28 protein-coding genes and 1 pseudogene are annotated in these 24,971 nt (G+C 60.9%); 10 read left to right on the top strand and 19 right to left on the bottom strand.

Annotated elements, in window-relative coordinates:
* Positions 1 to 45: 45 nt before the first annotated feature.
* On the bottom strand, positions 46 to 555 hold the full coding sequence (locus tag NVV94_RS09030; protein WP_258446847.1) for a DUF1993 family protein: 510 nt from the start codon (positions 553 to 555) through the stop codon (positions 46 to 48).
* A 99-nt stretch (positions 556 to 654) separates the two neighbouring features.
* Here NVV94_RS09030 and NVV94_RS09025 point away from each other — a divergent pair, with 99 nt between their 5' ends.
* A complete protein-coding gene (locus NVV94_RS09025) occupies positions 655 to 1,299 on the top strand; it encodes a YceH family protein (RefSeq protein WP_258446846.1) in 645 nt (214 codons plus the stop codon).
* A gap of 6 nt (positions 1,300 to 1,305) precedes the next feature.
* On the opposite strand, the gene NVV94_RS09020 is transcribed toward NVV94_RS09025, so the two are convergent.
* Positions 1,306 to 2,124: a shikimate 5-dehydrogenase gene (locus NVV94_RS09020; RefSeq protein ID WP_258446845.1), complete on the bottom strand. Its 819-nt coding sequence runs from the start codon at positions 2,122 to 2,124 to the stop codon at positions 1,306 to 1,308.
* Positions 2,125 to 2,327: 203 nt separating this feature from the next.
* On the opposite strand from NVV94_RS09020, the gene NVV94_RS09015 reads away from it, so the two are divergent.
* The 3 genes from NVV94_RS09015 to pbpG all read left to right on the top strand — a co-directional run bounded on the left by NVV94_RS09015 (position 2,328) and on the right by pbpG (position 3,944).
* Entirely contained in the window at positions 2,328 to 2,501 is a 174-nt protein-coding gene (locus tag NVV94_RS09015; RefSeq protein ID WP_258447850.1) for a hypothetical protein, read from the top strand.
* An 85-nt stretch (positions 2,502 to 2,586) separates the two neighbouring features.
* Positions 2,587 to 2,760, top strand: coding sequence for a hypothetical protein (locus tag NVV94_RS09010; protein WP_258446844.1), 174 nt, complete (start codon positions 2,587 to 2,589; stop codon positions 2,758 to 2,760).
* Between the two features lie 248 nt (positions 2,761 to 3,008).
* Complete coding sequence (pbpG, locus tag NVV94_RS09005; RefSeq protein WP_258446843.1) at positions 3,009 to 3,944, top strand: D-alanyl-D-alanine endopeptidase; 936 nt, start codon at positions 3,009 to 3,011, stop codon at positions 3,942 to 3,944.
* A gap of 44 nt (positions 3,945 to 3,988) precedes the next feature.
* On the opposite strand, the gene NVV94_RS09000 is transcribed toward pbpG, so the two are convergent.
* From NVV94_RS09000 to NVV94_RS08990, 3 genes are all read right to left on the bottom strand, one after another.
* A complete protein-coding gene (locus NVV94_RS09000; protein ID WP_258446842.1) occupies positions 3,989 to 4,168 on the bottom strand; it encodes a hypothetical protein in 180 nt (59 codons plus the stop codon).
* Between the two features lie 274 nt (positions 4,169 to 4,442).
* A complete protein-coding gene (locus NVV94_RS08995) occupies positions 4,443 to 5,228 on the bottom strand; it encodes a sulfite exporter TauE/SafE family protein (protein WP_258446841.1) in 786 nt (261 codons plus the stop codon).
* Between the two features lie 146 nt (positions 5,229 to 5,374).
* Entirely contained in the window at positions 5,375 to 6,145 is a 771-nt protein-coding gene (locus NVV94_RS08990) for a phytanoyl-CoA dioxygenase family protein (RefSeq protein WP_258446840.1), read from the bottom strand.
* Between the two features lie 554 nt (positions 6,146 to 6,699).
* Here NVV94_RS08990 and NVV94_RS08985 point away from each other — a divergent pair.
* The 3 genes and pseudogenes from NVV94_RS08985 (at position 6,700) to NVV94_RS08975 (ending at position 9,618) form a co-directional block, all read left to right on the top strand.
* On the top strand, positions 6,700 to 7,311 hold the full coding sequence (locus NVV94_RS08985) for an HD domain-containing protein (RefSeq protein WP_258446839.1): 612 nt from the start codon (positions 6,700 to 6,702) through the stop codon (positions 7,309 to 7,311).
* A gap of 126 nt (positions 7,312 to 7,437) precedes the next feature.
* Positions 7,438 to 8,337, top strand: a complete 900-nt coding sequence (locus NVV94_RS08980; RefSeq protein ID WP_258446838.1) for a bile acid:sodium symporter family protein — start codon at positions 7,438 to 7,440, stop codon at positions 8,335 to 8,337.
* A gap of 245 nt (positions 8,338 to 8,582) precedes the next feature.
* Positions 8,583 to 9,618, top strand: a pseudogene (locus NVV94_RS08975) (class I SAM-dependent methyltransferase).
* A gap of 14 nt (positions 9,619 to 9,632) precedes the next feature.
* Here the strand turns inward: NVV94_RS08975 and NVV94_RS08970 are convergent.
* On the bottom strand, positions 9,633 to 10,175 hold the full coding sequence (locus NVV94_RS08970; RefSeq protein ID WP_258446837.1) for a DUF4174 domain-containing protein: 543 nt from the start codon (positions 10,173 to 10,175) through the stop codon (positions 9,633 to 9,635).
* A 269-nt stretch (positions 10,176 to 10,444) separates the two neighbouring features.
* Here NVV94_RS08970 and NVV94_RS08965 point away from each other — a divergent pair, with 269 nt between their 5' ends.
* A complete protein-coding gene (locus NVV94_RS08965; protein WP_258446836.1) occupies positions 10,445 to 11,350 on the top strand; it encodes a cation diffusion facilitator family transporter in 906 nt (301 codons plus the stop codon).
* Between the two features lie 144 nt (positions 11,351 to 11,494).
* Here NVV94_RS08965 and NVV94_RS08960 read toward each other — a convergent pair whose 3' ends face one another.
* From NVV94_RS08960 to NVV94_RS08900, 13 genes are all read right to left on the bottom strand, one after another.
* Positions 11,495 to 11,950: an REP-associated tyrosine transposase gene (locus NVV94_RS08960; protein WP_258446835.1), complete on the bottom strand. Its 456-nt coding sequence runs from the start codon at positions 11,948 to 11,950 to the stop codon at positions 11,495 to 11,497.
* A 343-nt stretch (positions 11,951 to 12,293) separates the two neighbouring features.
* Positions 12,294 to 13,010: an amidotransferase gene (locus NVV94_RS08955; RefSeq protein ID WP_258446834.1), complete on the bottom strand. Its 717-nt coding sequence runs from the start codon at positions 13,008 to 13,010 to the stop codon at positions 12,294 to 12,296.
* Positions 13,011 to 13,083: 73 nt separating this feature from the next.
* Positions 13,084 to 14,043: a PDR/VanB family oxidoreductase gene (locus NVV94_RS08950; RefSeq protein WP_258446833.1), complete on the bottom strand. Its 960-nt coding sequence runs from the start codon at positions 14,041 to 14,043 to the stop codon at positions 13,084 to 13,086.
* The gene (locus NVV94_RS08945) at positions 14,040 to 15,068 is read right to left on the bottom strand and encodes a Rieske 2Fe-2S domain-containing protein (RefSeq protein ID WP_258446832.1); all 1,029 of its coding nucleotides are present in this window, start codon (positions 15,066 to 15,068) and stop codon (positions 14,040 to 14,042) included. The genes NVV94_RS08950 and NVV94_RS08945 overlap by 4 nt, the downstream gene beginning before the upstream one ends.
* Positions 15,069 to 15,112: 44 nt before the next feature.
* Complete coding sequence (locus NVV94_RS08940) at positions 15,113 to 15,928, bottom strand: SDR family NAD(P)-dependent oxidoreductase (RefSeq protein WP_258446831.1); 816 nt, start codon at positions 15,926 to 15,928, stop codon at positions 15,113 to 15,115.
* A gap of 26 nt (positions 15,929 to 15,954) precedes the next feature.
* Complete coding sequence (locus NVV94_RS08935) at positions 15,955 to 16,374, bottom strand: VOC family protein (RefSeq protein WP_258446830.1); 420 nt, start codon at positions 16,372 to 16,374, stop codon at positions 15,955 to 15,957.
* 22 nt (positions 16,375 to 16,396) lie between these two features.
* The gene (locus NVV94_RS08930) at positions 16,397 to 17,476 is read right to left on the bottom strand and encodes a C45 family peptidase (protein WP_258446829.1); all 1,080 of its coding nucleotides are present in this window, start codon (positions 17,474 to 17,476) and stop codon (positions 16,397 to 16,399) included.
* Positions 17,473 to 18,309 carry a polysaccharide deacetylase gene (locus tag NVV94_RS08925; RefSeq protein ID WP_258446828.1) on the bottom strand — a complete coding sequence of 279 codons (837 nt, stop codon included), beginning with the start codon at positions 18,307 to 18,309 and terminating at the stop codon, positions 17,473 to 17,475. The genes NVV94_RS08930 and NVV94_RS08925 overlap by 4 nt, the downstream gene beginning before the upstream one ends.
* Positions 18,310 to 18,445: 136 nt before the next feature.
* Positions 18,446 to 19,885: an APC family permease gene (locus tag NVV94_RS08920; RefSeq protein WP_258446827.1), complete on the bottom strand. Its 1,440-nt coding sequence runs from the start codon at positions 19,883 to 19,885 to the stop codon at positions 18,446 to 18,448.
* A 548-nt stretch (positions 19,886 to 20,433) separates the two neighbouring features.
* Entirely contained in the window at positions 20,434 to 20,901 is a 468-nt protein-coding gene (locus NVV94_RS08915; RefSeq protein WP_258446826.1) for an Lrp/AsnC family transcriptional regulator, read from the bottom strand.
* A gap of 365 nt (positions 20,902 to 21,266) precedes the next feature.
* Complete coding sequence (locus NVV94_RS08910) at positions 21,267 to 21,908, bottom strand: LysE family translocator (RefSeq protein WP_258446825.1); 642 nt, start codon at positions 21,906 to 21,908, stop codon at positions 21,267 to 21,269.
* Between the two features lie 49 nt (positions 21,909 to 21,957).
* Positions 21,958 to 22,266 carry an AzlD family protein gene (locus NVV94_RS08905; RefSeq protein ID WP_258446824.1) on the bottom strand — a complete coding sequence of 103 codons (309 nt, stop codon included), beginning with the start codon at positions 22,264 to 22,266 and terminating at the stop codon, positions 21,958 to 21,960.
* Positions 22,256 to 22,972 (bottom strand): AzlC family ABC transporter permease, encoded by a 717-nt coding sequence (locus NVV94_RS08900; protein WP_258446823.1) that lies wholly within the window; start codon positions 22,970 to 22,972, stop codon positions 22,256 to 22,258. The genes NVV94_RS08905 and NVV94_RS08900 overlap by 11 nt, the downstream gene beginning before the upstream one ends.
* A 127-nt stretch (positions 22,973 to 23,099) precedes the next feature.
* Here NVV94_RS08900 and NVV94_RS08895 point away from each other — a divergent pair, with 127 nt between their 5' ends.
* A complete protein-coding gene (locus NVV94_RS08895) occupies positions 23,100 to 23,969 on the top strand; it encodes a LysR family transcriptional regulator (protein ID WP_258446822.1) in 870 nt (289 codons plus the stop codon).
* Positions 23,970 to 24,535: 566 nt separating this feature from the next.
* Entirely contained in the window at positions 24,536 to 24,862 is a 327-nt protein-coding gene (locus tag NVV94_RS08890; protein WP_258446821.1) for a DUF3077 domain-containing protein, read from the top strand.
* Positions 24,863 to 24,971 lie beyond the last annotated feature (109 nt).

Below are 24,971 nucleotides of genomic sequence, written 5' to 3'. Positions count from 1 at the left end.
GTCAGTGCCTGCCCGACGCCTTGCGCGTCGGGCACAGCGGTTGAATCAGAAAGCGCCCATGAAGTCGCGCTTGCCCACTTCCACACCGTTGTGACGCAGGATGGCGTAGGTGGTTGTCACGTGGAAGAAGAACTGCGGCAGGCCGTAGGTCAGCAGGTAGCTCTGGCCGGTGAAGCGCTTCTCTTTGTCAGTACCCGGGCGAGTGACGATCTCGCGCCCTTCCTGGCCATCGATCTGCTCGGGCTTGATGCCGTCGATGAATGCCAGCACCTTTTTCAACAGGTCTTGCAGCTCGGCGAAGGATTGCTCGGTGTCCGGGTAGGATGGCACTTCCACATCGGCCAGACGCGCCGACACGCCCTTGGCGAAATCCACGGCAATCTGCACCTGACGGGTCAGCGGGAACATATCCGGATACAAACGCGCCTGCAGCAAAGCGTTGGGGTCGATCTTCCTGGCCGTGGCGTGGGCTTCGGCCTTGGCCAATACGCCGCTCAGGGCTGTGAGCATCTGCTTGAAGACCGGAACGGAGGCTGCGTACAGAGAAATACTCATGAAATATCCTGATGGGTTGATTACACAATGAGGGGGTGGCTTGTCTTTCCATGCGCCCTGCACCTAGGCTAGGGCTTTCATTCGCATAGAGACAGGGCCATGTCCGCCGAACACGATACTCCTTCTGCCGCCACGCTCAACAGTACGGAAATCCGGATTCTGGGTTCGCTGATCGAGAAACAGGCCACAAGCCCCGAAACCTACCCCCTGACGCTCAATGCACTGGTGCTGGCCTGCAACCAGAAAACCAGCCGCGAGCCGGTCATGAACCTGACCCAGGGCCAGGTCGGCCAGAGCCTGCGCGCACTCGAAGGCCAGGGCATGGCCCGCCTGGTGATGGGCAGCCGAGCCGACCGCTGGGAGCATCGCATCGACAAGGCCATGGAACTGGTTCCGGCCCAGGTCATCCTGCTCGGCCTGATGTTCCTGCGCGGCCCGCAGACCGTCAACGAACTGCTGACCCGCAGCGGTCGCATGCATGAGTTCGAAGATGCCGAACAGGTCGTGCACCAGCTCGAACGCCTGATCGCGCGCGGCTTCGCCCTGCTGATACCACGCCAGCCGGGCCAGCGCGAAGACCGCTACACTCACGCACTGGGTGACCCGGCCGATATCGAGGCCATTCTGTCCGCGCGCCAGAACGGCCCGGAACGCTCGTCGGGCCCGGCCGTGTCGGCCGAGCGCATCGACGAGCTGGAAGCGCGCATTGCCGCTCTCGAGGAGCGGCTGGCCAGGCTTGAATAATACGGCCTAGCTTCGCGCGTACTCGGTTGCCAGCCGGACCTGCTCCAGGTCCGGTCGCACCCCGGTATAGAGCACGAATTGCTCAAGCGCCTGGATGGCGATGACCTCAAGGCCGGTAATCACTGGCTTGCCCTGTGCCCGAGCCCGTTGGATCATCGGCGTTTGCGACGGCATCGCGACCACGTCGAATACCGTCTGCGCCGCATCGATCGCCTGCGCCTCGAACGCCAGCTGATCGGCTTCTGCACCTCCAGCCATACCGATGGGTGTCACATTGACCAGCATTTGCGGGCGCAACGCCCCCAGCTCGGCGCGCCAGTCATAACCACAGGCATCGGCCAGCGCTCGCCCGGCCTGTTCGTTACGGGCAATGATCGTGCCCTGGGTGAATCCGTCATCGCGCAGCGCCGACGCCACCGCCTTGGCCATGCCGCCGCTGCCGCGCAAGGCGAACGAGGCCTGGCGGTTCAGCCCATGGCGCTCGATCAGCTGCCTGATGGCAATGTAGTCGGTGTTGTAGGCCTTCAGATGGCCAGCCGTATTGACGATGGTGTTGATCGACTGGATCGCTGCCGCCGAGGCATCGAGCTCATCGACCAGGTCTATGCAAGCTTCCTTGAATGGCATCGAGACGCCACAACCGCGAATCCCCAACGCGCGAATGCCGCCGATTGCTGCCGGCAGGTCGCCCGTGGTCATGGCCTTGTAGTAGTAATTCAGCTCGAGCTGCTGATACAGATGGTTGTGAAAGCGTACGCCGAAGTTACCCGGCCTTCCCGCCAGCGACATGCACAGAACGGTGTCTTTATCAGGGATGAGCGGCATCGTTTTTCTCCATTGCAAGGCTTCAAGACGGTCGCATTATGCCCCACTGAAACGAACGGATGACCGTTCATCTGCCCTTACATAACCTTTACTTTTTGCGCGTGCCAAAGCTTACAGTTCGGCTGGCATAGTGGTATCCCCAGCGACAATATCCGGGTCTATCGCAGACACCAGTGCTGGGGTTGCGTCAGAGGGATGCCATCATGATTCGTCATATCCCCAGGATTGCCTTGCTCATCCCTGCGCTGGCCGTGGCAGGCCAGGCATCCGCCCATGGTGATGGCCGCGGCTATTATGGCCCAGGCCCGCTGCTGGGGGCCGCCACGCTGGTAATTGCGACGCTTGAGGCAGGATTACGCGCGAGCCTGCCTCATTGACATCAATGAGCACTATCGAGCGCGATGATTTCTCCCGAATCGTGGAGCGGCGTACCTTTGCTTCATGAACTGAAGGAGACTTCCAATGCACTCGGTAAAAATCATGTCCGTCATCGGCAGCGCGGTGCCGGCCTCGCTCAGAGACAAAGGCCTGCTGGCCTGCTGGTACCTGGTTCAGGAGGGTGAGCCGATCAGTGCGCCGCTGACCTCGTTGCCCGCCGCCGAGGCCCTGTTTCAGTCGATCGTGTCCAGGCACTGATCGCCTCAACTTTCATCGTGCGTTGCTCCGCACACCCCTTGCCCCGCCTTGTTGCGGGGCTTTTTATTGGAGTGATCTGCAAAGAGCATTCCTTAAAGGAAAAAACCAGCGAATTATTTATTTTATGTACGGCATCCCGCTGGCCCTGCAATCGACAGCGCCTAAGCCATACTCATAAAATGTCACGGTTTTTCTGGATTAGCCCTTGCTTCGCCAACGGCATACTTAACTACTAGTGAGCGCTACACGTGAAAACCTTCCTTTCGATCTTGAGCCTGCTGTTGCTATTCACAGGCACTGCCACCGTCACGTCGCACGCTATTGCCCAACAACCTCCCACTGCGAAGCCAGACCCCTCGAAACTCAAACTGGCTTCGCGCAGCGCCCTGCTCATTGACCTGCAGACCAACCAGGTGCTCTACGCGCGCAATCCCGACGCCGTACTGCCGATCGCCTCGGTGACCAAGCTGATGACCGCCATGGTCGTGCTCGACGCCAAACAATCGATGGATGAAATCCTCACGGTAACCATCGCCCAGACCAGGGAAATGAAAGGCGTGTATTCGCGGGTGAGGCTCGGTAGCCAGCTGAACCGCCGGGAAATGTTGCTCATCACTCTGATGTCGTCGGAGAACCGTGCCGCCGCGACCCTTGCGCACCACTACCCGGGTGGCTACGGCGCCTTCATAGCTGCCATGAACGCCAAGGCCAGGGCCCTGGGCATGAAACATACCCGCTACGTGGAGCCGACCGGCCTGTCCACCTACAACGTATCGACCGCCCGCGACTTGAGCAAGCTGTTGCTGGCCTCGCGCAACTATCCCCTGCTGAGCCAGCTGAGCACTACCCCCGCAAAGACCGTGGCCTTTCGCAAACCCAACTACACCCTGGGTTTTCGTAACACCAACCACCTGATCAAAAAGAGCAACTGGGACATCAGGCTGACCAAGACCGGTTTCACCAACGAGGCCGGCCATTGCCTGGTACTGCTCACGACCATGAACAACCGCCCGGTGGCCATGGTGATTCTCGATGCGTTCGGCAAATACACCCACTTCGCCGACGCCAGCCGCATGCGCAAATGGCTGGAAACCGGCAAGAGCGGCTCGGCGCCTGCCGTCGCCGTGCGCTACAAGGCCGACAAACAAACGCCCCAGCCAGGCTTGATTCGGGTCTCAGATTGATCCGACACCGCTTGCTGGCCACACCAGCAAGCGCCCCCGCCTGTTCACGCCCGGGTGCTGACCAGCGCCCCTGACGTACTCTTGCTTTCCTCCAGCAGCACCTGGGTCAAGGCCGCCGTGGCAGTCATCAACGCGCCTGCCGTCGAGGCGATCATCGCCTGGGCGGCAGCCACGGCAGCAGCCTTGGCCTCTTCGTTCAGATTACTGGCCTGGACCTGCTGCAACTGGCGCTGCTGTGGTCAACCCTGCATTCAATCGAAATGGCCAAGGCACTTGTTGATGCGTTGTTGGATGGGATTGAGGCTGGGGCTTCGGAAGGAGAGGGTTCTGCTGGATTGTAGGGCGCTCGCCTGTAATTACGACCGCCTCTACAAGGTGTGCGGTGATCCACTGATCTCTTTCCCGCGCGCTGCGTGGAAAGAGATCAGCCAATTCTGCTATGACAAAGGAGCGAAAGCGGTTGCCATGGCGATGCTCAGGGTGAGTATTAAAGCCAAATCAAAACGCCAGCTTGTACCCGATGAACACCAGCATGACGGCCAGGCAAGGACGCAGTACTTCGTCAGAAATGCGGCCCGACAAATGACTGCCCATGTAAATCCCTGGCAGCGAGCCGATCAGCAGGTAGCTCAACAAGCTCCAATCCATGTTGCCCATGCTCGCATGGCCCAGGCCTGCGACCAGCGTCAGGGGCACGGCGTGGGCGATTTCCGTACCCACCAGGCGTTTGGTGGCAAGGAAGGGGTAAAGAATAAACAGCGCCACGGTGCCCAGCGCGCCGGCACCGATGGAGGTCAGTGCCACCATTGTGCCGAGTATCACACCGGTGACCACGGTCAGCGCATTCAAGCTCCGGCCGCTGAGGTGATAGTGGTCACCTGCATGCTTATGGGCAAATGCCAGCAGTCGTTTCTTGAAGAGGATGGCCAGTGCAGTCAGCAGCAAAACGAAGCCCAATGACTGCTTGATGACGGCGTTCATGGCGTCGGGGTTGGTATGCAGGCTGTTCAAGAACCACAGCGTAAGCGCTGCTGCCGGCACGCTGCCCAGCGTCAGCCATCCGGTAATCGACCAGTCGATGTTGTCGTTCTTTTTATGGACCAGCACGCCGCCGGACTTGGTGATTGCGGCATAAAGCAGGTCAGTGCCGACGGCGGTGGCGGGATTGATGCCGAACGCCAAAAGGATGGGCGTCATCAAGGAGCCGCCGCCCACGCCGGTCATCCCGACAATGAACCCGACGACCAAACCGGCAACGATAAAACCGAAAATACTGAGTTCCATTACCATGCTCTGCCAACCAAACGCGGTCATATAAAGGTCGGCAGCATAGCGATTTTTCTTATAACCTCTTATACCGATATGCTCTTACGTTATTACCTTTCGTCGCCCCGCCTCTCGCCCCCTCGTTCCCACGCTCTGGAGTAACATCAATCGTATTCCGCCTCCTCATGCTCTCCCAGCAACCGCCGCTGCCTCGGCGTAGCCGCCGCCAGCACATCAGGGTTGAACTGCCACTGCAGGTATGGCGAGAACTTCTGCGCCACCATGCGGCGGCCATAGTGCACCTGCAACAGGTATCGGCTACGGTCGGCGGTCAGGTTGCTGCTGCCTGCATGCCAGAGTTCGCTGCGAAACACCAGCGCATCGCCTGCGCGGCACAGTACCGGTTGCGCGGCACGGCCATGCCAATGACTCTCGCCCTTGGCCGGTGGCCGGCCGGCACGGTGGCTGCCGGGGATTACCAGCGTCGGGCAGAGGTTGGCGTCGATGTCGTCAAGGTAAATCTGCGCCGTGCAGATCTGCATCGGCAACAGGAAGGCAGGATCGGCCAGCAGGCTTTGCGGCAGTTCCATGACCAGATAGTCCAGGTGCGGTTCGAGGCCGACGAAGCCCGGATGGCAGCGCCAGGCGGTCTGGCCGATGATGTGGCAGTCGGCGCCCAAGGCTGCTTCGGCCAGTTCGATGACCCCGGGCAGGTCCAGATAGGGCAACCACAGCGGGTCACGGTTGAACACGCATTTATAGTGATCGAGCAGGCCGCTGTAGTCCCAATGCCGGGGCTTGAGCTGGTCGATGGCGTTACGCAGGGTTACCACCTGAGCGCCGTCGAGCACGGCTGGCAAAAGCACGAACCCTTCACGGTGCAACGCCTGAAGACAGGTTGCCGTCAAACTGGGTGAAGGGTCGATCACGGCCATGAAGTGCTCCCGGCAAACACGCCTTTTCCAGATTCCCGGCGTTTGAATACCTTCTCGCCGGTCAGCTCAGAGAATAGCGGAAGTACGCCACGCCCCTGCCATCCAGCGGTCGGCCGGCAATGAAGCGGGAGCCCCCCGACGCCAGGAAAGGTACTCTACTTGTACCTATTGCATCGGAACTGGCGGGACGTAGGTCTTGAACCTGGTCACTGAACTGAGCGCCATCGAGCTGACGGGGCGCTCCCGCTCGCCGGCGGCGCAGCGTTTTGTCGAGTTGTGCCAAGCCAATTTGCCTTGAGCCGTGTGATTTTACGACCGCTTCGCGGCCGAGCGCAGCCTTCGGCAGCGGCTACAAGGTTCCGCACAACACGGTCGATGTAGCCGCTGCCGCAGGCTGCGCTCGGCCGCAAAGCGGTCGTAAAAGATCGCAAAGGATTGCAAACCTCTCGAACCTGGCCACCAAGGATACCAAGCTGGCACTACACGTGATTGGGCCCACGCAACGACCCTCCTACACTGGTCGGCAGCAAGCTCCACCCAATAGGAGAAACCTGATGAGCAATCGCGCCAACTTCACCCACATGGATGACAGTACTGCCGAGGACTGGGCCCTCATTGCCGGCCACTTTCCCGGCTACGCCGCAGGACTACCCGACCGCATCCTCACCCACCTCAAACTGCTCGACGGTGACTTCGGCGGCTTCCCGGTGGACCGCCTGACCCACTCGCTGCAGACCGCGACCCTGGCCTACCGCGCCGGCGAGGATGAAGAGTATGTGGTGTGCGCCCTGCTCCATGACATCGGCGATACCCTGGGCACCTACAACCATGCCGACATCGCCGCCGCCTTGCTCAAGCCCTTCGTCAGCGAGCAAAACCACTGGATGATCGAGAAGCACGCGATCTTCCAGGGCTACTACTTCTTCCACCACCTGGGCATGGACCGGTTTCTGCGCGAGCAATTCGAGGGGCACCCGCAATACCGCCAGACGATCGAGTTCTGCGCCCGCTACGACGCCGCGGCGTTCGACCCGCAAGGCGAAACCCTGCCACTGGCGTTCTTCGAACCCATGCTGCGCCGGGTGTTTGCCCAGCCCAGGCAGTCGCTGTACAAGTCGATCGCTAGCACTACAGACCAGCGCGATATTACCGGCGACAACCAATGATGTGGCGAGCCATTGGGGTGACCCGCAAGGCGACCACTCTGGCTGCCAAGGCGAATTCCCCTGCCCTTCCCTTGGCTAGACTGCTCACTCCAATGCCGGGTTTACCACGCCGCGAGAACGACAACAATGACTGCTACGCCCCTGCTCACCGCATTCCTTCCCATTGCCCTGGGCATCATCATGCTCGGCCTGGGGCTGTCGCTGACCCTGGCCGACTTCGCCCGAGTCGTGAAATTCCCCAAGCCGGTACTGATTGGCCTGGCCTGCCAGTTGCTCCTGTTGCCATTGATCTGCTTCTTCATCGCCAAGGGCTTTGCCCTCGCGCCGGCCCTGGCCGTTGGCCTGATGCTGCTGGCCGCGTCACCGGGCGGCACCACCGCCAATCTCTACAGCCACTTGGCGCACGGTGACGTGGCACTGAACGTAACCCTGACGGCCGTGAACTCGGTGATCGCGATCCTGACCATGCCACTGCTGGTCAATCTGTCGCTGGCGCATTTCATGGAGGGCGACCAGGCCATCCCCCTGCAGTTCGCCAAAGTGCTGCAAGTATTCGCCATCGTCCTGGTGCCGGTTGCCCTGGGCATGCTCATCCGCAAGCTGGCACCACGCTTCGCCGCGCGCATGGAGCGGCCGATGAAGATCGTCTCTGCGCTGTTCCTGGTGGTCACGGTCGTGCTGGCCTTCGCCAAGGATTGGCAGACAGTCGTCGACTACGCGCCGGTGGTGGGCGGCGCCGCGCTGCTGTTCAACCTGCTCAGCCTCGGCATCGGCTACTGGATACCGCGCCTGCTGCGGCTGCCGCAGCGCCAGGCGGTGGCCATCGGCATGGAGATCGGTATCCACAACGGCACCCTGGCCATCGCCATGGCGCTCAGCCCGGTACTGCTGAACAACCCGACCATGGCCATCCCGGCGGCCCTCTACAGTTTCCTCATGTTCTTCACTGCGGCCGGTTTCGGTTGGTGGGTCAATGTGACCCACGGCAAGGAGTTGGCCATCAAGGACGCCGAGGCCGCCAACTGACGGCCGTACCCGAGGCTTCTGGCGGCACTGAACCTTTGTAGGAGCGTACAAACTCTGCCGTGCGGATCAAACCGGGTGGGTCCGGTTCGTCGAGCGCGGTTGAGCCCACCGGATGGCGAACTAGACTTAATGATCCCCCTACACATGAAATTGCCGTATCCGAGTCTGTGATCCCACCACCGGCCAGGTTGTCGGCTCGACCCGCAACGCCCGTGCACGGTGACCTTCCTGGAGGAGAACACGCAATGGACGAGGCCAAACTCAACGACTTCATGGGCAAGCTGGTATCCGACATGGGCGGAGCAGCGATACTCGCGAGCATGATCCTTGGCGAAGAGCTCGGCCTCTACAAGGCCATGGCCGACAGCCAGCCCATTACCCCCGAAGCACTCGCCAGCAAGACCGGCTGCAACGCGCGCCTGGTCCGTGAATGGCTCAGTGCCCACGCCGCATCCGGCTACATGGAACACAAGGACGGGCAGTTCCGCCTGCCAGAGGAACAAGCCCTGGTGCTGGTCACCGCTCTATGTGGCCGGCGGCGCCGTAGTGATTGCGGCGTTGTTTCATGACAAGGACAAACTGGTCACCGCCATGCGCGGCAATGGCGCCCTGGCCTGGGGCGATCACCATCCGTGCATGTTCAGTGGTACCGAGCGCTTCTTCAGGCCCGGCTATCGGGCACACTTGGTGGCAGAGTGGTTGCCAGCCCTGGATGGCGTCGTCGACAAGCTCAAGGCCGGCGCCAAAGTGGCCGATGTCGGCTGCGGGCATGGTGCCTCGACGGTGATCATGGCGCAGGCCTTCCCGGCCTCGCGTTTCGTCGGTTTCGACTACCACGCCCCTTCTATCAGCACCGCGACGCAACGCGCGCAGGAAGGCGGCGTAGCCGATCGCGCAACGTTCGTCCAGGGCACCGCCAAGAACTACCCCGGCAACGACTACGACCTGATCTGCTATTTCGACTGCCTGCACGACATGGGCGACCCGGTCGGTGCGGCCAGGCATGCCTATCAATCGCTCAAGCCCGACGGAACGGTGCTGCTTGTGGAGCCTTATGCCAACGACAAGCTCGACGACAACACGACACCCGTGGGACGGCTGTTCTACGCCGCCTCGACCTTCATCTGCACACCCAACTCGCTGTCTCAGGAAGTCGGCCTTGGCCTGGGTGCACAAGCCGGAGAAGCGCGCCTGCGCAATGTCTTCACCGAGGCGGGGTTCACGCAATTTCGCCGGGCGGCGGAAACCCCGTTCAACCTGATCCTGGAGGCACGCAAGTAATCACAGCAATGCGATCAATCCTCCAACGGCTTGGGCGGCCCCAGCGGCTTGGTGGGCTTGGTCTTTTTATCCTTGCCGCCCTTGGCCTGCGTGTCCTCGGGCGCTGGCGGAGGGGGCGGCGCGGCCTCTTTTTCCTCGGCGGGCAATTGGTCAATGGTGCTGAAGATTTCCTTGGCCTCGATGGGGCCGGCGTGCTCGATTTTCTTTTCGCCGTCCTTGCCTACCAGAATGACCTTGGTCTGGGCGCCTGCGCCCAGCTTGAGTTCGCGGATCAGCGCCATGGTGGTTTGCGCGTCCAGATCCTTGCCGTTGCGCTGGCCCATCATATTGATCACCGTGTAGAGCACCATGTTGCGCTCGGTGAACGCCTTGCGATTGGCGGGCTCGTCCAGGGCCTTCTTCAGCTTGACCAGGGCCGGGTCCACGGAGCTGGGTGCGATGATGATCAGCGGTCGGGATTTCCCGCGTTCCTGGGCCAGGGGAGCATCGCTGTCAGCGGCCATCAAGGGGCCGGCGGCGGCCAGCAGAGCGGCAAGGGTCAGCGACCGGATGAGCATGCGCACCTCCATTTGATATCCATGCAGTAATGATTGCGCATCGTGGCCAAAGGTCCAGGCTAGCGGCCTGAATTTCTGACTTTTGTGTGGGCCGGGGACGGGCTTGGTCGCGCTCATTGATGCGCAATATCCACATTTATTAATTAATTTGTGCGCATTGCGCAATTTTACCGACGGCAAACCATTTACATGCGCAAATATCACCCCTAGTATCGTCCTGCCCTTGGAGCAAAATCTGCTCCTGTTTGACGACATCAGGACCTCGCGGTATGCAAACCCATGAACTCGAACAACATCTGCTGAAAGTCTCGATCCTGGTCACCTCGTTGATGGCCGCGAGCGGGATTGTGTTCGGCTTGTACTGCCGCTCCCAGTCCATCGTGTTCGACGGCCTGTTCAACGCCATCGATTCGAGCATGGCCTTCCTTTCGCTGGTGGTGGCGCGCTTGTTGGTCAAGGGTACCGGCCGGCGTTTTCAGACCGGCTACTGGCACATCGAGCCGCTGGCGCTGGCGCTCAATGGCAGCGTCCTGCTGACGCTCTGCGCCTATGGTTTCGTCAATGCCATCAGCAGCTTCCTGCAGGGTGGGCACTCGCTGGTGTTCGATGGGGCGATTGTCTACACCGCCGTAACCGCCCTGGTCTGTGCCTTGATGCATCAATACGTGCGGCGGCGTAACCGCAAGGTGCAGTCAGAGCTGATCGAACTGGATGTACAGAGTTGGTGGATGTCGATGTCCATTACCACCGCACTGCTGCTGGCGTTCGTCGTGGGCTATGTCCTGCAGGACGGGCCCTATGCGTTCCTCACGCCGTATATCGACCCGGGCATCATGGCCGTTCTCGCCCTGGCGCTGATGCCGGGGCCGGCCAAAACCGTGATCAAGGCCGTGAGCCAGATCCTCAAGATCACCCCCAGCGAGCTGGACGGAGAAATCAGCCGACTGATGACCCGCATGAGCCAGCGCTACGGTTTCGAGGCGTTTACGCATTCGGCGCTGCAGATTGGTCGCGGCTTCTTTGTCGAGATCCATATCGTGCTGCCCGAAGCCATGAACGCCTGGCGCGTGACCGAACTGGACCAGGTGCGGGCGGAGATTGCCGACGGCATTGGGCGTGAAGGGCCTAATCGGTGGATTACCATTGGGTTTACCCGGGATCGGCGGTGGATATGAAGCCGTGGGGCCGCTGCCGCAGCCCAGCTGGTGCGCCACTGCGACAGCCTTTGGGCAGCGGCTACAAAAGCTCGGCGCAACACGGTCGATGTAGCCGCTGCCGCAGGCTGCGCTCGGGCGCAAAGCGCCCGCAAAAATTCCAGATCAAAGCCAAGCAGCATCCCACAACGGATAATCCCCACCCCGCCGAACCAACCCCGCCCGCACCGGATTGGCAATCACATAACGCGCAATCTGCCTGAGATCTTCCTCCCACCGAACCGCTCTGTCGTGATACCCCTTCTGCCAAAGACGCCCACTGCTCCCGGTCCTCCGATTCACCGCTCGACTGCTTCGCGATTTAACGCGATTCATCAGGCAAGCGAGTGATGTGTTTTGCAACTGGAACAGCCAGTGAAAATGATCTGGCATCACCACCCAAGCCAGGGAGTCAACCAAGCCCGCCTCATGCGCGGACCTGAGTTGCCCGACCAGAAGGCGGCCGATGTGCCAATCGGAAAATAGGGGGTTGCGTTGGTCTACGACAGTGGTGACCAGGTAGATACGGCCGAACTCGCTGACACGTCCGGTGTATAGCCGATGAGCATTTGGCCGGGGCATCCTTGCCTCTCTTCCAACGAAAATTCGGAAGAAAGCCTAGCGGCAAAGAGACCTCTCGGGAAATTCATGCGTTTTCAGGACATTGCAAAGGGCTCGGCTTGACTCGGTTGGCGTAGCCGCTGCCGCAGGCTGCGCCAAGGTCCGCAGGACCTTCCTGCGATCTAAAAAGCGCGACCGCTTCGCGCTCGAGCGCAGCCTTCGACAGCGGCTACAAGGTTCGGCATTCCACGGTGGCGTTGCATTCCACGGTTGGCGTAGCCGCTGCCGCAGGCTGCGCCAAGGTCCGCAGGACCTTCCTGCGATCTGAAGAGCGCGACCGCTTCGCGCTCGAGCGTCGCAGCGGCTACTGGGATTGTGTTGCCTGCACGAACTGCAACATCCACTGCGCTATGAGCGCCCCATCATGGCCTTCATTGAGAGTCGATATTGCCTTCTGGTACAACGGCTCGCCATATGCCTCACGCCGCAAATCCAGCAGCCCCCGCGCATACCCTTCGACAAACTCCGGGTGCCCCTGAAAGCACAACACCTGCTCCCCAATGCGATACGCCGCCACCGGGCAAAACTCGCTGGAAGCCAGCAACTGCGCCCCCTCCGGCAGCACAGTGACCTGATCCTGATGGGACACCAACATCCCAAATCCCTCGGCAGACGGTGTCATCCAGGGCAATGTCTGCTCCAGCCGATAACGATGCACGCCCACACCCCAGCCCTTCGCCGCCCGGCCACAACGCCCGCCCAGCAGCAACGCCAGCAGCTGATGCCCGAAGCAAACCCCAAGCAACCTGGCGCCCTCTTCATAACGCCGCAGCAAAAACCCACGCAAGGTTTCAATCCACGCATCGCTGCCGAACGAATCGGCCTTGCTCCCCGTCACCAGATACGCATCGAACACTTGCCCATCCGGCGGGTACTCCCCCCGGACCACATTGAACACACTGAAGCGTGCAGGCACCGGCTGGCGCGCGAACAAGCGCTCGAACATCCGGCCATAGCCGCTGTACTGCCCGATCAGTTCGGGCCGCAGAATATCGGTTTCGAGAATGCAGATAGAAAGCATGGGCGTGTGAACACCTGAAAAAAGGATGGCCGGACATCCCTGCCCGGCACTGGAAGTATTACGCAGAGGAGTATTACAGATCGAGCAGCAAGGTCGAAGTCTTGGCCCGCGATACGCAGACCATCATCACATTGTTACGCTCGCGTTCGCGGTCGGTCAGCAGCATGTCGCGGTGGTCCGGCACACCATCGAGCACACGGGTTTCGCACATGCCGCACACGCCCTGTTCACACGAAGACGGCACATCATGCCCCGCCGCACGCAAGGCATGCATGATCGAGCAGTTGGACGGCACGTCGATTTCCTTGCCGCTGCGGGCGAGTATCACCTTGAGGTCCGCCTCGCCCTCCTTCGCCACCACGGACGCGGCACTGAAGCGCTCCAGGTGCAGGCGCTGTTCCAGTTCCTGCTCGGCAAAACGCGCCGTCAAGGCATCGAGCAATACGCCCGGGCCGCAGCTGTAGGTCTCGGCACCCGCAGCGGCGCGTGTCGCAATACGCTCAAGGTCGAGCAGGCCGAATTCATCGGCCGGGAGAATCTCCACATGCTCACCCGCATGCGGCAGCAAGCGCTCAAGAAACGCCATCGACCGCCGCGAGCGGCCGCCATACACCAGGTGCCAAGGGATACCGGCGCGCTCGGCGGCAAGGATCATCGGCAGGATTGGCGTGATGCCAATGCCACCCGCCACGAACTGATAAGCGTCGGCGGTCGCCAACGGGAAGGCGTTACGCGGCGCACCAATGTTGATGCGCTGGCCAACCCGCAGCCCGTCATGCACTTCCCGCGAACCGCCCCTGCCCTTCTCTTCACGCAGCACCGCAATGCGCAGGTGCCGACGATCCAGCGGGTCGCCACACAGCGAGTACTGCCGCGTCATACCCGACGGCAGGCGCACATCGATGTGCGCCCCCGCTTCCCATTCCGGCAGCGTCTGTTCGGCCACGGCCTGAAGCTCGAGGGACATCACCCCCTCGGCCTCCAGGCGCATGGCGCTGATCAGCACGTCCATGCCTTCGCTTGGGCGGTTCATGCTACGCCTCGTTGCCCCAGGGGAGCGACGTTCTCAGGCACGGCATTCTCCATGAACTCACGGAAGGCACGACGGTAGTTCAAGGTGAACAAATCAGCCGGCACCGAGTGCTCGACAAACACCCCATCCCAGTCGATTTCACGCGGGAAGATTCCGGCGGCAATCGGCATGTCTTCCAGGTACACCATCTCTTCGATGCGCAGGTTTTCCTCAAGGTCGGCGCCCTTGAAGTCGCGGGCATTGGCCACGGCCCAGAAGATCTTCACTTCGTCATAGGCCACCGGCGACGGGAAGCCGGCGACGATGCGCTTGCCCAGGCGCTCGTAGTCATAAGTAATGCTGGCCAGGCCTGGTGCGGCGCAGTGATAGAACATCATGCAATCGCCATCGTTGGCCCACTCACCAACACCTGCATCCAGCGGCCGCTCCATGCGTACATCCAGGCCTTCGCGGCTCACCTTCAGCGGTTCGACCACATGGGGTGTCGGGCCCATGGACACTTCATGTACGAACGGAAAATGCGCCACGTCGCGGAAGTTCTCGATCGCCACGGCAACACCGGTCGGCGAATGCAGCGGATTGGCCGCCAGCCAATCGAACTCGATGCCACGCCATTGCTCAGGGTCGTACAGGTCCTGGGCCGGATCTCCCAGTGCCGTCCACACATGGGCGAAACGCTCGATCACCGGGTACGTCTTGATCGACGCCTGGGGCGGGATCTTGCACTGGTCCTGCAGCGACGGCACATGGTTGCACTGGCCGCTGTCGGCAGCGAAACGCCAGCCGTGGTACGGGCAGGCGATGCTTTCACCGTGGACCTTGCCCAGGGCGAAGTCGGCACCGCGATGCGGGCAGCGGGCGCTTTGCACCACGGCCTGGCCGGACTCGGTGCGGTACACCACCAAGCGCTCGCCCAGCAGGGTGGCTGATTGCGGGGTGTCCAGGTCAGCACAGCGGGCCACCGGGAACCACTGGCGGCGCATGGCGGCTTCGGCGCGTTGGCGTTGGGTTATTTGTTCAGTCATGTTCTTGTCCTCGGATCAGGCTTTTATTCTCAGGCTTTCTATTCTCAGCAGCCCACCACCAACGCACCGCCGTTCACCGCCAGCACCTGGCCGGTAATGAACGCCGCTTCGTCGCTGGCCAGGAACGCTACCGCCGCCGCGATTTCCTCGGGGTGCACCAGGCGCCCCAGCGGGATGGCTTGCTTTTCGCCTTCGATGTATTCCTCCGGCACCATGCGCGTGAGGATGGCGCCGGGGGTGATGGCGTTGACCAGAATCCCCTCACCGACAAACTCCTTGGCCATGGTTTTCATCAGGCCCAGCTGCGCGGTCTTGGAGACCATGTAGGCGTAGGAATGGCCGTCCGGCACTTGGCCCCATTGCGAGTTGATGAAGATCACCCGAGGCGCCTTGCTGCGGCGCAGGCCCGGCAGCGCGGCGCGGGTCAGGTACAGCGGCGCATGCACGTTGATTGCCAGCAGCTGGTTGAAATTGGCGTCGTCAGTCTGCTCAAGGCCCGTCAGCGAATACATCATCCCGGCGTTGTGCACGAGGATGTCGAGCTGGCCGAACTGAGTCAGCACCTTGTCGATCAGGGCTTCGGCGCTGGCCTTGTCGGTGATGTCGGCCGCCATGGCCACGGCCTTGCCGCCGGCCTCGACGATGTCTGCCGCAGTAGCGCGGGCCACGTCTTCATCGATGTCATTGACGATCACCGCCGCACCGCGCGCTGCCAGCAGGCGCGCATGGGCGCGACCGGCGCCACGGCCGGCACCGGTGATCAGGGCCACGCGGCCGGCGAACTTCTGGGCTTCAGGGGCAAGGTCCAACACGCTTTGCGGGGCGATTTTGGCCTGCTGGCTGGAGATGGAAATTGTCATTGTATTTTCTCCGTAGGGGGCCGATTTCAAACGCCGACTTTGTGCGGCTCAGTGACGTAGAGCATGTTGCCGTCCGGGTCGAACATCGGGCGGTAGCGGTAGTGGGTGCCGCTCGGGTGCTGCCATTCGATGGGCTCGGCGGTCACCCACTCGACCTTGCCGTGCAGGTAATCCATGGCCGCGTCCAGGTTCTCCACTTCGAAGGCGAACGAGTCGAAGCCCGGTGCGTCTTCAAGGTTCACCGCCGTGCGGCGCTCGACGTTCGCCTGGTTCTCGGTGTGGAAGATGTACAGCGTCACGTTGCCCATCTCGATGGCCGCCCAGCGCTCCTCGGCCTGGTAAGGCAGGAAGAAACCCAGGCCCAGGGTGCCGTGGTAGAAGTCCACCAGGCGCTGAACGTTGTTGGTGAGGATGTCCATGTTGTCGAGACGTTTGAGCTTGAGCATGGGAATGACTCCTTCGGCTTGCTTAAGAATGTGACTGTTCGGAAATGCCCGCGACGTGGACGCATGGCCCGCCCGCCAGGGCTTGCAGAGAACCGGCCGCGACATCGATGACCACCGTCACCAGGGTCTGGTACTGGTCGGCCGAGCTGTTCGGGTCGGGGTGGCAGCACACGGCGCCTGTGCTGCCGAGGTGGCTGTTCATCGCGCTGATCACCTTGGCCGGCGTCAGGTCGCGACGGTTGGCCAGGCGCCGGGTCAGCAGGTCATGGCGCAGCAGCGTGTCCGGATAGACACTCCACTCCGTGTCGCCCTGGCTGGCCGTGGCATCGAGAAAATGATTGGTATGCACCAGCAAGCCATCGGCTCCCGGGAAGACAAAGGCCGGCCCTTCGGGATAAATCTCCACCGACAGCGCAGCGCCTTCGCCGCCCTTGGAGGTGAGCACCGTCAACGAGCTCGAGGCCGAGAAATCGGTGGCCGCGAACAGTTGCAGGGCATCGTTGATGTCGCTCTGGCTGTCGAGCATCCAGCGCGAGGCCACGTGCACCGGCACACCAATGCGCAGGCCGTCGCTGAAGTGATGGAGGATATTGAAATGCACCCCCAGGCCACGGTTATTCACGCCGATCTTGCCGACGATGCCGTACTCGGTGACGGTGGTGGTCAGGCGGCCATCGGCATGGGGAATCTCCCACACCAGCCACTGGTTTTCGAACTGCGAGTACCAGTCCCAGGTCTGCACGGCGATGGGCGCAGGGCGCGCCGGGTCGACGTGAACCACGGTCGAGCATTCGCCGCGCAACTTGGCGCCGAGAAAGGCCAGGATCTCGGTACGCGCATTGATCGCGCCGATTTCCCGCGCATCCAACCCCGCGCCTTCGGCCATGCCGAGGATTTCTTCATGCAGCGGCGCGGCAAACGCGGCGATCTCCACCAGGGCCTTGCCGCCCAGGCCCAACATATCCACTGGCCCGCCAGCACTGCGCTCGAACAGGCCACGGTAGGCCTCGACCGAAGCACGGATCTGCGCCGCGTGGCACTCACCGAACTCGCGGCCACGGCCGCGTGGGTCGGTCACGGTGGAACGGAACACATAACTCATCTTGCTTTCTCCAGGTGCGGGCCCACATGCCGGGCCACTTCATCCAGGCGCGCAAACCACACATCGCCATCGCTGACCAGGCGCTCGACAAAACGCTCCAGCTGCTCGAAACGCGCAGCGCGGCCGATCACTTCCGGGTGCATGGTGAAGGTGGTGTGGCGCCCGTCGCGGCGGGCCGATTCGTACTCGGCCAGCCACACATCGGTCAGGGTGCGCGGGTGCGTGAAATTGCCGCCGTTGTCGATGCTCCAGCCGAACATCGGCCAGTCATCCAGCGACCAGTGCACCGGCAGTTCGAGGATCGACTGGCCGTTGCAGGTTTCGATATAGGGGCGGTCGTCGCCCATGCAGCTGGAGTCGTACTTGAAGCCATGCTTGATGACCAGGTCGAAGGTCTCCGGGGTCAACTCCCAGGACGACGAGCGATACCCCGCAGGCTTCGGCGCACCAGCCTTGATCAACGCCGCAAGACCTCGCTCCATCTCCTCGACCTGCTGCTGTTCCGACACCTTGTCGCTGCGCAGATGCATGTGCCCGTGATGACCCACTTCATGCCCCTGCTGCAACAGCTGGTCGATCAACCCCGGATGCTGTTCAACGGTATGACCCGGCACAAAAAATGAACCCTTGATGCCATGGCGCCCGAGCAACTCCAGAATCCGCGGCACCCCGCGCTTAACGCTGAACCGCCCTTCCGACAAACTGGTCAAACGCCGGGCAAACGTGGGGCTATCGCCCAAAAAACCCGCCTCGGCATCCACGTCAAAGGTCAATGAAACGGCAACAGGCCGCCGATCTGGCCATTTAAGGCCAAACAAATTTTCAGTGTTCATGGGTGTTCCTTAAGATCTGCGTTGAATCAATTCAGGAGCCGTTCGACGGTCACCTGTAGCCGCTGCCGAAGGCTCGGTGCGCCGCTGCGACGCTCGCCTGCACCGCAGGCGCAAAATCCTCAAACCACCACCAACCTCACGAATGCATTCCCTTCTGCACCTCTACCCCACCGACCGCGGGCAACCCCCGATCCTGCCACCGCCGCAACCGGTACATCACCTGCGAAACTCCCAACACCGCAATGGCAATCCCAACCTCCTTGTACCCGCCATACCCGGTAATCGAAGAACTCGTCGCCCCCACCACCAAAATCGCCCCATCAAAAACCGCCAACCCGCCAGCAATCGCAACCCACCGCCGCGGCAACCGAATCGGCCGAGCCGCCTCCGGCCGATCCTTGCGCAACACCACAAACCCCGCCACCGCCAACAAATGCGCCAACACATACCCCACGTTGCCCGCCACAATCACCGCCAACGCATTCCCCACAAACAGCACCAACGCCACATTGATCGCCAACTGCACCGTCACCGCCCGCGCCGGCACGCCACTACGGTTCAGCACCCCAAACTGCCGCACCGTCAGCCCATCCCGCGAACTCTGATACAAGGCCCGCGCCGCATCCGCCGTCCCCATCACCGACAGCACCAGAATCCCGGCAATCAACACAATCGTAATCACCGCCGCGCCACCACCGAGCAACGCCACAATCCCCGCCTGCAAGAACCCGTTCGGATGCTCCGCCAGCCCCTGCTCACCCAGCAGCCCAGCCAGCCCCAACGGCGTCAGGGTAAACACCAGCAACAGAATCAACGCCGACACCCGCAACGCCTTGCGCGTATCACGCACCGTGTCCCGGTACTCAGGAATGAATGAAGCCGCCGCCTCCACCGCATACGCCGACCACGCCATCACAAACAACCAGGCCAGCACCGTGCGCAGCCCTTCCACCCCCTCACCAATGCGCCAGGTAAAGGAAGAAGTGCTCCACAAATGCGAGACAAAAGAACCACTGCCAAAAATCACCACCGGCACCATCAACAACACCCCGGCAAGGGTGATAAGAATCATGGTAAACCGCAGCTCGATCATGCTCAGCGCCCACGACAGCAACGCCACACCCAGGGCAATCAGCTGCGGCAAATCCAGCGTAATCACACCCAGGTCCAGCGTATAAGCCGCGTTCGGCCAGAACTGCTCAGTAAGAATCTGCGAAACCGCCAGCCCCCAGATCGCCGGCGCCGTCGCCCAGGCAAACCAGTAAGCGTACGTCGCAAGAGGCCCCAGCGCCGGAAAGCGCTTGCTCCAGGCCTCGTTTGCATACAGCGCGATACCACCGGACTTGTGGCTGAACATCGCGCCCATTTCCGAATACACCCAGTTATGCAACGCCGCCACCGCCGCAATCACCGCCCACAACGCAATCGCCGCCCAGGCGCCGATGGCACCCATCGAATAACCCAGCCCGACAAACAACGCCGCGGGCAAGCTGAGGGTGATGGCAACACCGTCCCACCAGCGAATCGTCTTCTCAAAGCCTGGAGCCGGCTCAAGGCCGTTTTTGTTCTCGTTCATGGCTACCACCCTCTCGCTTATTTTTTGTTACAGCTTGCGATGGGTCAATAATAACCACTGTTTTTGCGCATACGCACTATTTTTTTACGATGTAATTGCGCAATGCGCAGCATTAGTCGTTAATAGATACGCATTGTGAAAATGTGGTGCAGACGCACCAAGCCAGCGCGCAAGGCACGCAAGGGGTCAAGAATGAGGGTTAGAGAGGCAAACAGGCAGACAGCCACGCCTCAACAAAGGGTGCGGACGACGTCGCAAATAGGTAAGTACGCAAAAAGGTCACCCAACGAACGCGGATGACGGGGGGTGACCATAGATGTAGCCGCTGCCAAAGGCTGCGCTCGCGCGCGTTAGCGGGCGCAAGATCTCAAGACCGCCAGAGGAGCCCCTGCGGGACTCCAGCGCAGCCTGGCGGCAGCGGCTACGCCCACCGAGGCACACCGACCCGATGTAGGAGCGGGCTTGCCCGCGATCGACTCGGAGTCGCGCCCGACCAAAGCGGTCGCAGAGTCGCAAACCGCAGAGCCCAAGAGTTCCAGACTCGCAGGTTAAAGCTCCACCTCCCCCCCCGGAATAGTGAACCGAATCTTGTGCACCTTCACCTCCTGCATCATCCGCACCTCCTCCACTCCCGGCAGGCTGCGCATCCGCTGCTTGAGCTTCCACAAACTGTCGTTATCGCTACACAACACCTGCACGCAAATATCAGCCGTGCCCATGGTTGTAGACAGGTAACTCACCTCCGACCAACGCCCAAGCGTATCCACCACCCGCTCGTGATCCTGCGGCGCCACATTGACGAACATCAACGCCAGCTTCGCATCGCCAAGCTTGGCGGGGTTGGTGAAGGCCAGGATCTGCAGGATGCCGTGATCCTGCATGCGCTTGACGCGGGTGCGGATGGTGGCTTCAGGCACCGACAAATTGCGCGCCACCTCGCGGAAGGCACGACGACCGTCTTCCTGCAGTTCGCGGACGATGTCCAGGTCCAGGGGGTCGAGGGATGACATTGGCATGGGTGGAGGTTCCGGGGGGTGGGGACTGGCTTGGCTGTACTGCGGCTGGATCAAAGGAGGCTAGGCTAGCAGATATAGGCTGATGGCTGGAACAATGGGGAGACTAGGACCAGCATTCGACTTCTGCTTTCGGCCCAGGCTGTGTAAAAACGCGGACACCGTCTTGAAGACTGCGTTGCTACGTAAAATCTGTCAGCGATTGGTTGGGCGACAGACCAAAAATTTGCGTAGAAACGCGATTTTCGCCCCGATCCTGACAGTCAAACCTGCTCTAAAACGTTTTTACACAGCCTGGGCCAAAAGCGGACGCTCACTACGGGACATTGGATCGATATCGGTCACTCATGGAGGTTCGCTATCGTCACTTAAGCGACCTGTCGGCGCATAGTGAGGATGGCCGCACCGAAGAAGATGAAAGTCGACCCCACGAGCCTACTGACCCACAGAGAAAACTCGGGCCGTGTCAGCATGCCTTTGGCCCGGGAGGCAAGCGCGGCATACAGGCTCAATGAAACCAACGACAACGCCATGAATATCGACGTGAGGAGAAGAAACTGCGGTAGCAGTGCTGCGCTCTGGTCGATGAATTGTGGGAACAGAGCAGTGAAAAACATCGTCGCCTTGGGGTTGGTGGCCGCTGTCAGGAAGGCTGATTTGTACAGTTTTGAACGTGATGGCCTGCTCTCATTCCGATCAGCTCGAACATCGTCCGCGAGCATCGGGCTCTTTTTGAACAACTGCTTGGCACCCAGGTAGAACAGATAGCCGGCGCCCATGATCTTCACGGCGTTGAACAACCATTCAGAGCTGGCGAGCAAGGCACCCAGCCCCAGCATGGCAGCTGCCGACAGGCAGAACAGTCCGCAGGCATTGCCCAGGGAGGACCACAGTGCGTAGCGCGGCCCATAGGCCAGACTGTTGTTAATCGCCATCAAGGTAGCAGGACCCGGACTGGCGATGGCAATCGCTGCAACCAGAGTAAAAGCGAGAATTGAGTGAAGATCCATTTTTCAGGCTCGTGGGTGATTGGAAGGGTATTGCATGTTACAGGACAACTCAGAGCTGCCTGAACAAGGCCGCTACTACTAACCCAGCCGCGATCGCCGGCAGGGGTTTCCTGAGCAGCAGCATCACGCTCCCCGTAGTCAGCAAGGCGAGCCGCGCGCCGTTGTCACCAGCGACCGCCAAGGGCGCCAAAAGGGCCACCAGCACCGAACCGGACATGGCGCTGATGAACTGCTGCACCCGGTAGTTGATGGGGACGAAGGACATCACGAAAACACCACCCCATCGCGTGGCCAGGGTGACCACTGCCATGATCAGGATGATGACGAATGTGCCGAAGCCTGCGCTTTCAATGCTCAATTTTCTTCTCCGTCCACACAGCACCCAGAAGGCCGCCCGCCAATGCCCCGACGACGACATGACTGTTTTCAGGCAGGTACCAATACGCCAACAGCGACGAGCCGGCCGCCACGGTCCAGATGATCAGCATGCGCAGGTTCTTTTGCCCCCCGATTACCATCGCCAGCAGGAAGCAGCCCATCACCATGTCCAGGCCCAGGCTCACCGGGTCCTGGATCGCGCTGCCAAAATACAGGCCCAGCCAACTGCCCAATGCCCATGCCGACCACAAGGCAATGCCGCCGCCCAATAGCAGGCCCATACCCGGCTTGCCGCTATTGAATGCCTGCATCGACATCGCCCAGTTGGCGTCCGATACCACCATCATCACACCGTAGCGCTTGGCCCGTGGAAGATCGCGTAGCCAGGGATACAAGGTCGCCCCCATCAAAAGATGCCGGGCATTGATCGCAAACACCGTGATGATCAGCGGAACAATCGGGACGTGCTCCCCCCACAGATCAAGAACGGCAAACTGCGCCGCGCCGGCAAACACCAAGGTACTCATGAGCAGGGTCGACGCATCGTCCAGCCCCGTCTGTGCGGCAGCAAGACCGAAGGCCACCCCGAAGACCACTACGAACAAGGAAATGGGCAAGAGCTGTTTGAAGCCACCCCATACCTCGCTCAAATCCAGCTCGACCGAGCTTTTATCAATACTCAACAAAACGTCGCCTCCTCTCTTTGTCACGGCGTGCTGCAATCTGGGCAGCATTTTGCGGGTTTGAATTGAATCCAGAAAAGCGAATAAGTGTTATAAGGCGCATTCGATTTACGAATGGCAGGAACCGGCGATGCACTCCAGGGATTTGCAGATCGACTGGCTGCGGACCTTCGTGGCGGTTGTCGATACGGGCTCTATGACAGCCGCGGCGAGACAAGTCTCACGCTCCCAGTCAGCGGTGAGCATGCAGCTGAAGAAGCTGGAGGACAGCATTGGCCGTCCCTTGCTCAATCGTGAGCCCAGGCAGCTTTCCCTGACCCCTGCTGGCTATGATCTGCTCGGCCACGCCCGCAAGGTGCTGGAGTCCCATTCGACGCTGGTGCTCGCGATGCATGGCGGAACGCTTTCAGGGCGAGTGACCTTCGGCGTCCCGGACGATTATGCGGTGACCTATCTTGTGCCGGTGTTGCGCAGCTTTGCCGCCCGATTCAGCGAAGTCGAGGTAACCCTGGTGTGCGAGGAGTCCACCGCGCTGTGGGCAAAAGTCGACCGCGGTGAAATCGATCTGGCTTTGGTCACGCGTGATGCGCCTTCACGGGGCGAGCTGCTGTTCAGGGAAGCGCTGGTGTGGGGAGCGGCCGAGCAGCATGAGGTGTGGAAACGCCATCCCCTGCCCATCGCCGTGCACGAACTCGGCGGACACCTGCGCACCGAGATCCTTGCAGCGCTTTCAGCCCAGCAACGTGAGTACCGGGTCGTTTACAACAGCCCTAACGTTGGCGGTCAGTTAGCTGTGGCAGAGAGCGGTATGGCGGTAGCGGTGCTCACCCGATGCAGTCTTCCGCCAAGCTTGAAAATGCTTGACGGGCGACAAGGGCTGCCCGAGCTTCCAGTGGTGGAAGTCGTCCTGATGCGCAGCCGCGATTCAAAGGGGTCCCGTGCCGTGGATGCGATGTACGACCAGGTCGTGCGAACACTCAAAGATCCACTTTGCACCTGAATGGCGGGCGGAACCTCAGCCCTCTTGTTGGGCACGTCACGAATGTCCGCTATGGGTCGAGGCTGTGTAAAAACGTCTTAGAGCAGGTTTGACTGTCAGGATCGGGGCGAAAATCGCGTTTCTACGCAAATTTTTGGTCTAGTCGCCCAACCAAGCGCTGACAGATTTTACGTAGCAACGCAGTCTTCAAGACGGTGCCCGCGTTTTTACACAGCCAGGGCCGTTTTCTACCCTGTGCAAACTGATCGAGCAGGTCGGAAATCAGCCCTACCATCGCAGCGCCAACTCATCGACTGTTGCACCCTCCCCCCGACCACGCTAACCTTCCCTCCGTCGCTGCCAATTCAGCGATCAGGTTTGGTCACCTGCGAAAATCAAGGCGTACAAACGCCTCCAAAAGCATTGCCGGCGTTTTTTTGTGCCTGCTGCAACGCTTTATGGCGGCTGTGCGCGGGAGGGCTTCGGCCCTGCCGGGTTCCTTGATTCCCGGTTGACCAACCTGCGTACAGTCGCCACCCATCGTTTGGTCACGTACGTGGCGACTTCACTAATCAAGGAACGTCGCTATGATAAAGATCGTCCCCGATCCACCACCCGCCGGCACCATCCTCAAAACCGTCACCACCCCCTTCGGCTCCTGCGACGCAGGCCATGAGCCCTTGTTCGCCGTGCGCGGCGGGATCAATGCCGAGGATGCGTTAGTGCATGCTTCGCTGTTGCTCAGATGCGCGACGGATACGGCTTATGCAGCCAGTGAATGCCCCGGGGTTCACGAGAAAGGCCTGATGTGGTCGACGATGCATTCGATTGAGATGGCCAAGGCGATTGTCGATGCGTTAGTGGATGGGGCTGAGGGTATGAGCCCCCGACATGAACCTGAAAGCAGGTTGTAAGCGGTAGGTTTTAGAGTGGTTTGGTTGGGCGCGGCTTTGGCGGATAGTTAAAGTCGCGTTTGACCGGCAGGATCCGCACATCAGCAACAAACAAGAACGCCATCGCGAT

Origin of the sequence: Pseudomonas sp. LS1212, assembly GCF_024741815.1 — a bacterium.
Classification (GTDB): Bacteria; Pseudomonadota; Gammaproteobacteria; order Pseudomonadales; family Pseudomonadaceae; genus Aquipseudomonas.
This window is presented reverse-complemented; position numbering and strand designations above follow the sequence as displayed.

Coding starts and splice junctions, on each gene's coding strand:
- NVV94_RS09030 (WP_258446847.1), bottom strand. CDS start 555: ATGAGTATTTCTCTGTACGCAGCCTCCGTTCCGGTCTTCAAGCAGATG.
- NVV94_RS09025 (WP_258446846.1), top strand. CDS start 655: ATGTCCGCCGAACACGATACTCCTTCTGCCGCCACGCTCAACAGTACG.
- NVV94_RS09020 (WP_258446845.1), bottom strand. CDS start 2,124: ATGCCGCTCATCCCTGATAAAGACACCGTTCTGTGCATGTCGCTGGCG.
- NVV94_RS09015 (WP_258447850.1), top strand. CDS start 2,328: ATGATTCGTCATATCCCCAGGATTGCCTTGCTCATCCCTGCGCTGGCC.
- NVV94_RS09010 (WP_258446844.1), top strand. CDS start 2,587: ATGCACTCGGTAAAAATCATGTCCGTCATCGGCAGCGCGGTGCCGGCC.
- NVV94_RS08995 (WP_258446841.1), bottom strand. CDS start 5,228: ATGGAACTCAGTATTTTCGGTTTTATCGTTGCCGGTTTGGTCGTCGGG.
- NVV94_RS08990 (WP_258446840.1), bottom strand. CDS start 6,145: ATGGCCGTGATCGACCCTTCACCCAGTTTGACGGCAACCTGTCTTCAG.
- NVV94_RS08985 (WP_258446839.1), top strand. CDS start 6,700: ATGAGCAATCGCGCCAACTTCACCCACATGGATGACAGTACTGCCGAG.
- NVV94_RS08980 (WP_258446838.1), top strand. CDS start 7,438: ATGACTGCTACGCCCCTGCTCACCGCATTCCTTCCCATTGCCCTGGGC.
- NVV94_RS08970 (WP_258446837.1), bottom strand. CDS start 10,175: ATGCTCATCCGGTCGCTGACCCTTGCCGCTCTGCTGGCCGCCGCCGGC.
- NVV94_RS08965 (WP_258446836.1), top strand. CDS start 10,445: ATGCAAACCCATGAACTCGAACAACATCTGCTGAAAGTCTCGATCCTG.
- NVV94_RS08960 (WP_258446835.1), bottom strand. CDS start 11,950: ATGCCCCGGCCAAATGCTCATCGGCTATACACCGGACGTGTCAGCGAG.
- NVV94_RS08955 (WP_258446834.1), bottom strand. CDS start 13,010: ATGCTTTCTATCTGCATTCTCGAAACCGATATTCTGCGGCCCGAACTG.
- NVV94_RS08950 (WP_258446833.1), bottom strand. CDS start 14,043: ATGAACCGCCCAAGCGAAGGCATGGACGTGCTGATCAGCGCCATGCGC.
- NVV94_RS08945 (WP_258446832.1), bottom strand. CDS start 15,068: ATGACTGAACAAATAACCCAACGCCAACGCGCCGAAGCCGCCATGCGC.
- NVV94_RS08940 (WP_258446831.1), bottom strand. CDS start 15,928: ATGACAATTTCCATCTCCAGCCAGCAGGCCAAAATCGCCCCGCAAAGC.
- NVV94_RS08935 (WP_258446830.1), bottom strand. CDS start 16,374: ATGCTCAAGCTCAAACGTCTCGACAACATGGACATCCTCACCAACAAC.
- NVV94_RS08930 (WP_258446829.1), bottom strand. CDS start 17,476: ATGAGTTATGTGTTCCGTTCCACCGTGACCGACCCACGCGGCCGTGGC.
- NVV94_RS08925 (WP_258446828.1), bottom strand. CDS start 18,309: ATGAACACTGAAAATTTGTTTGGCCTTAAATGGCCAGATCGGCGGCCT.
- NVV94_RS08920 (WP_258446827.1), bottom strand. CDS start 19,885: ATGAACGAGAACAAAAACGGCCTTGAGCCGGCTCCAGGCTTTGAGAAG.
- NVV94_RS08915 (WP_258446826.1), bottom strand. CDS start 20,901: ATGCCAATGTCATCCCTCGACCCCCTGGACCTGGACATCGTCCGCGAA.
- NVV94_RS08910 (WP_258446825.1), bottom strand. CDS start 21,908: ATGGATCTTCACTCAATTCTCGCTTTTACTCTGGTTGCAGCGATTGCC.
- NVV94_RS08895 (WP_258446822.1), top strand. CDS start 23,100: ATGCACTCCAGGGATTTGCAGATCGACTGGCTGCGGACCTTCGTGGCG.
- NVV94_RS08890 (WP_258446821.1), top strand. CDS start 24,536: ATGATAAAGATCGTCCCCGATCCACCACCCGCCGGCACCATCCTCAAA.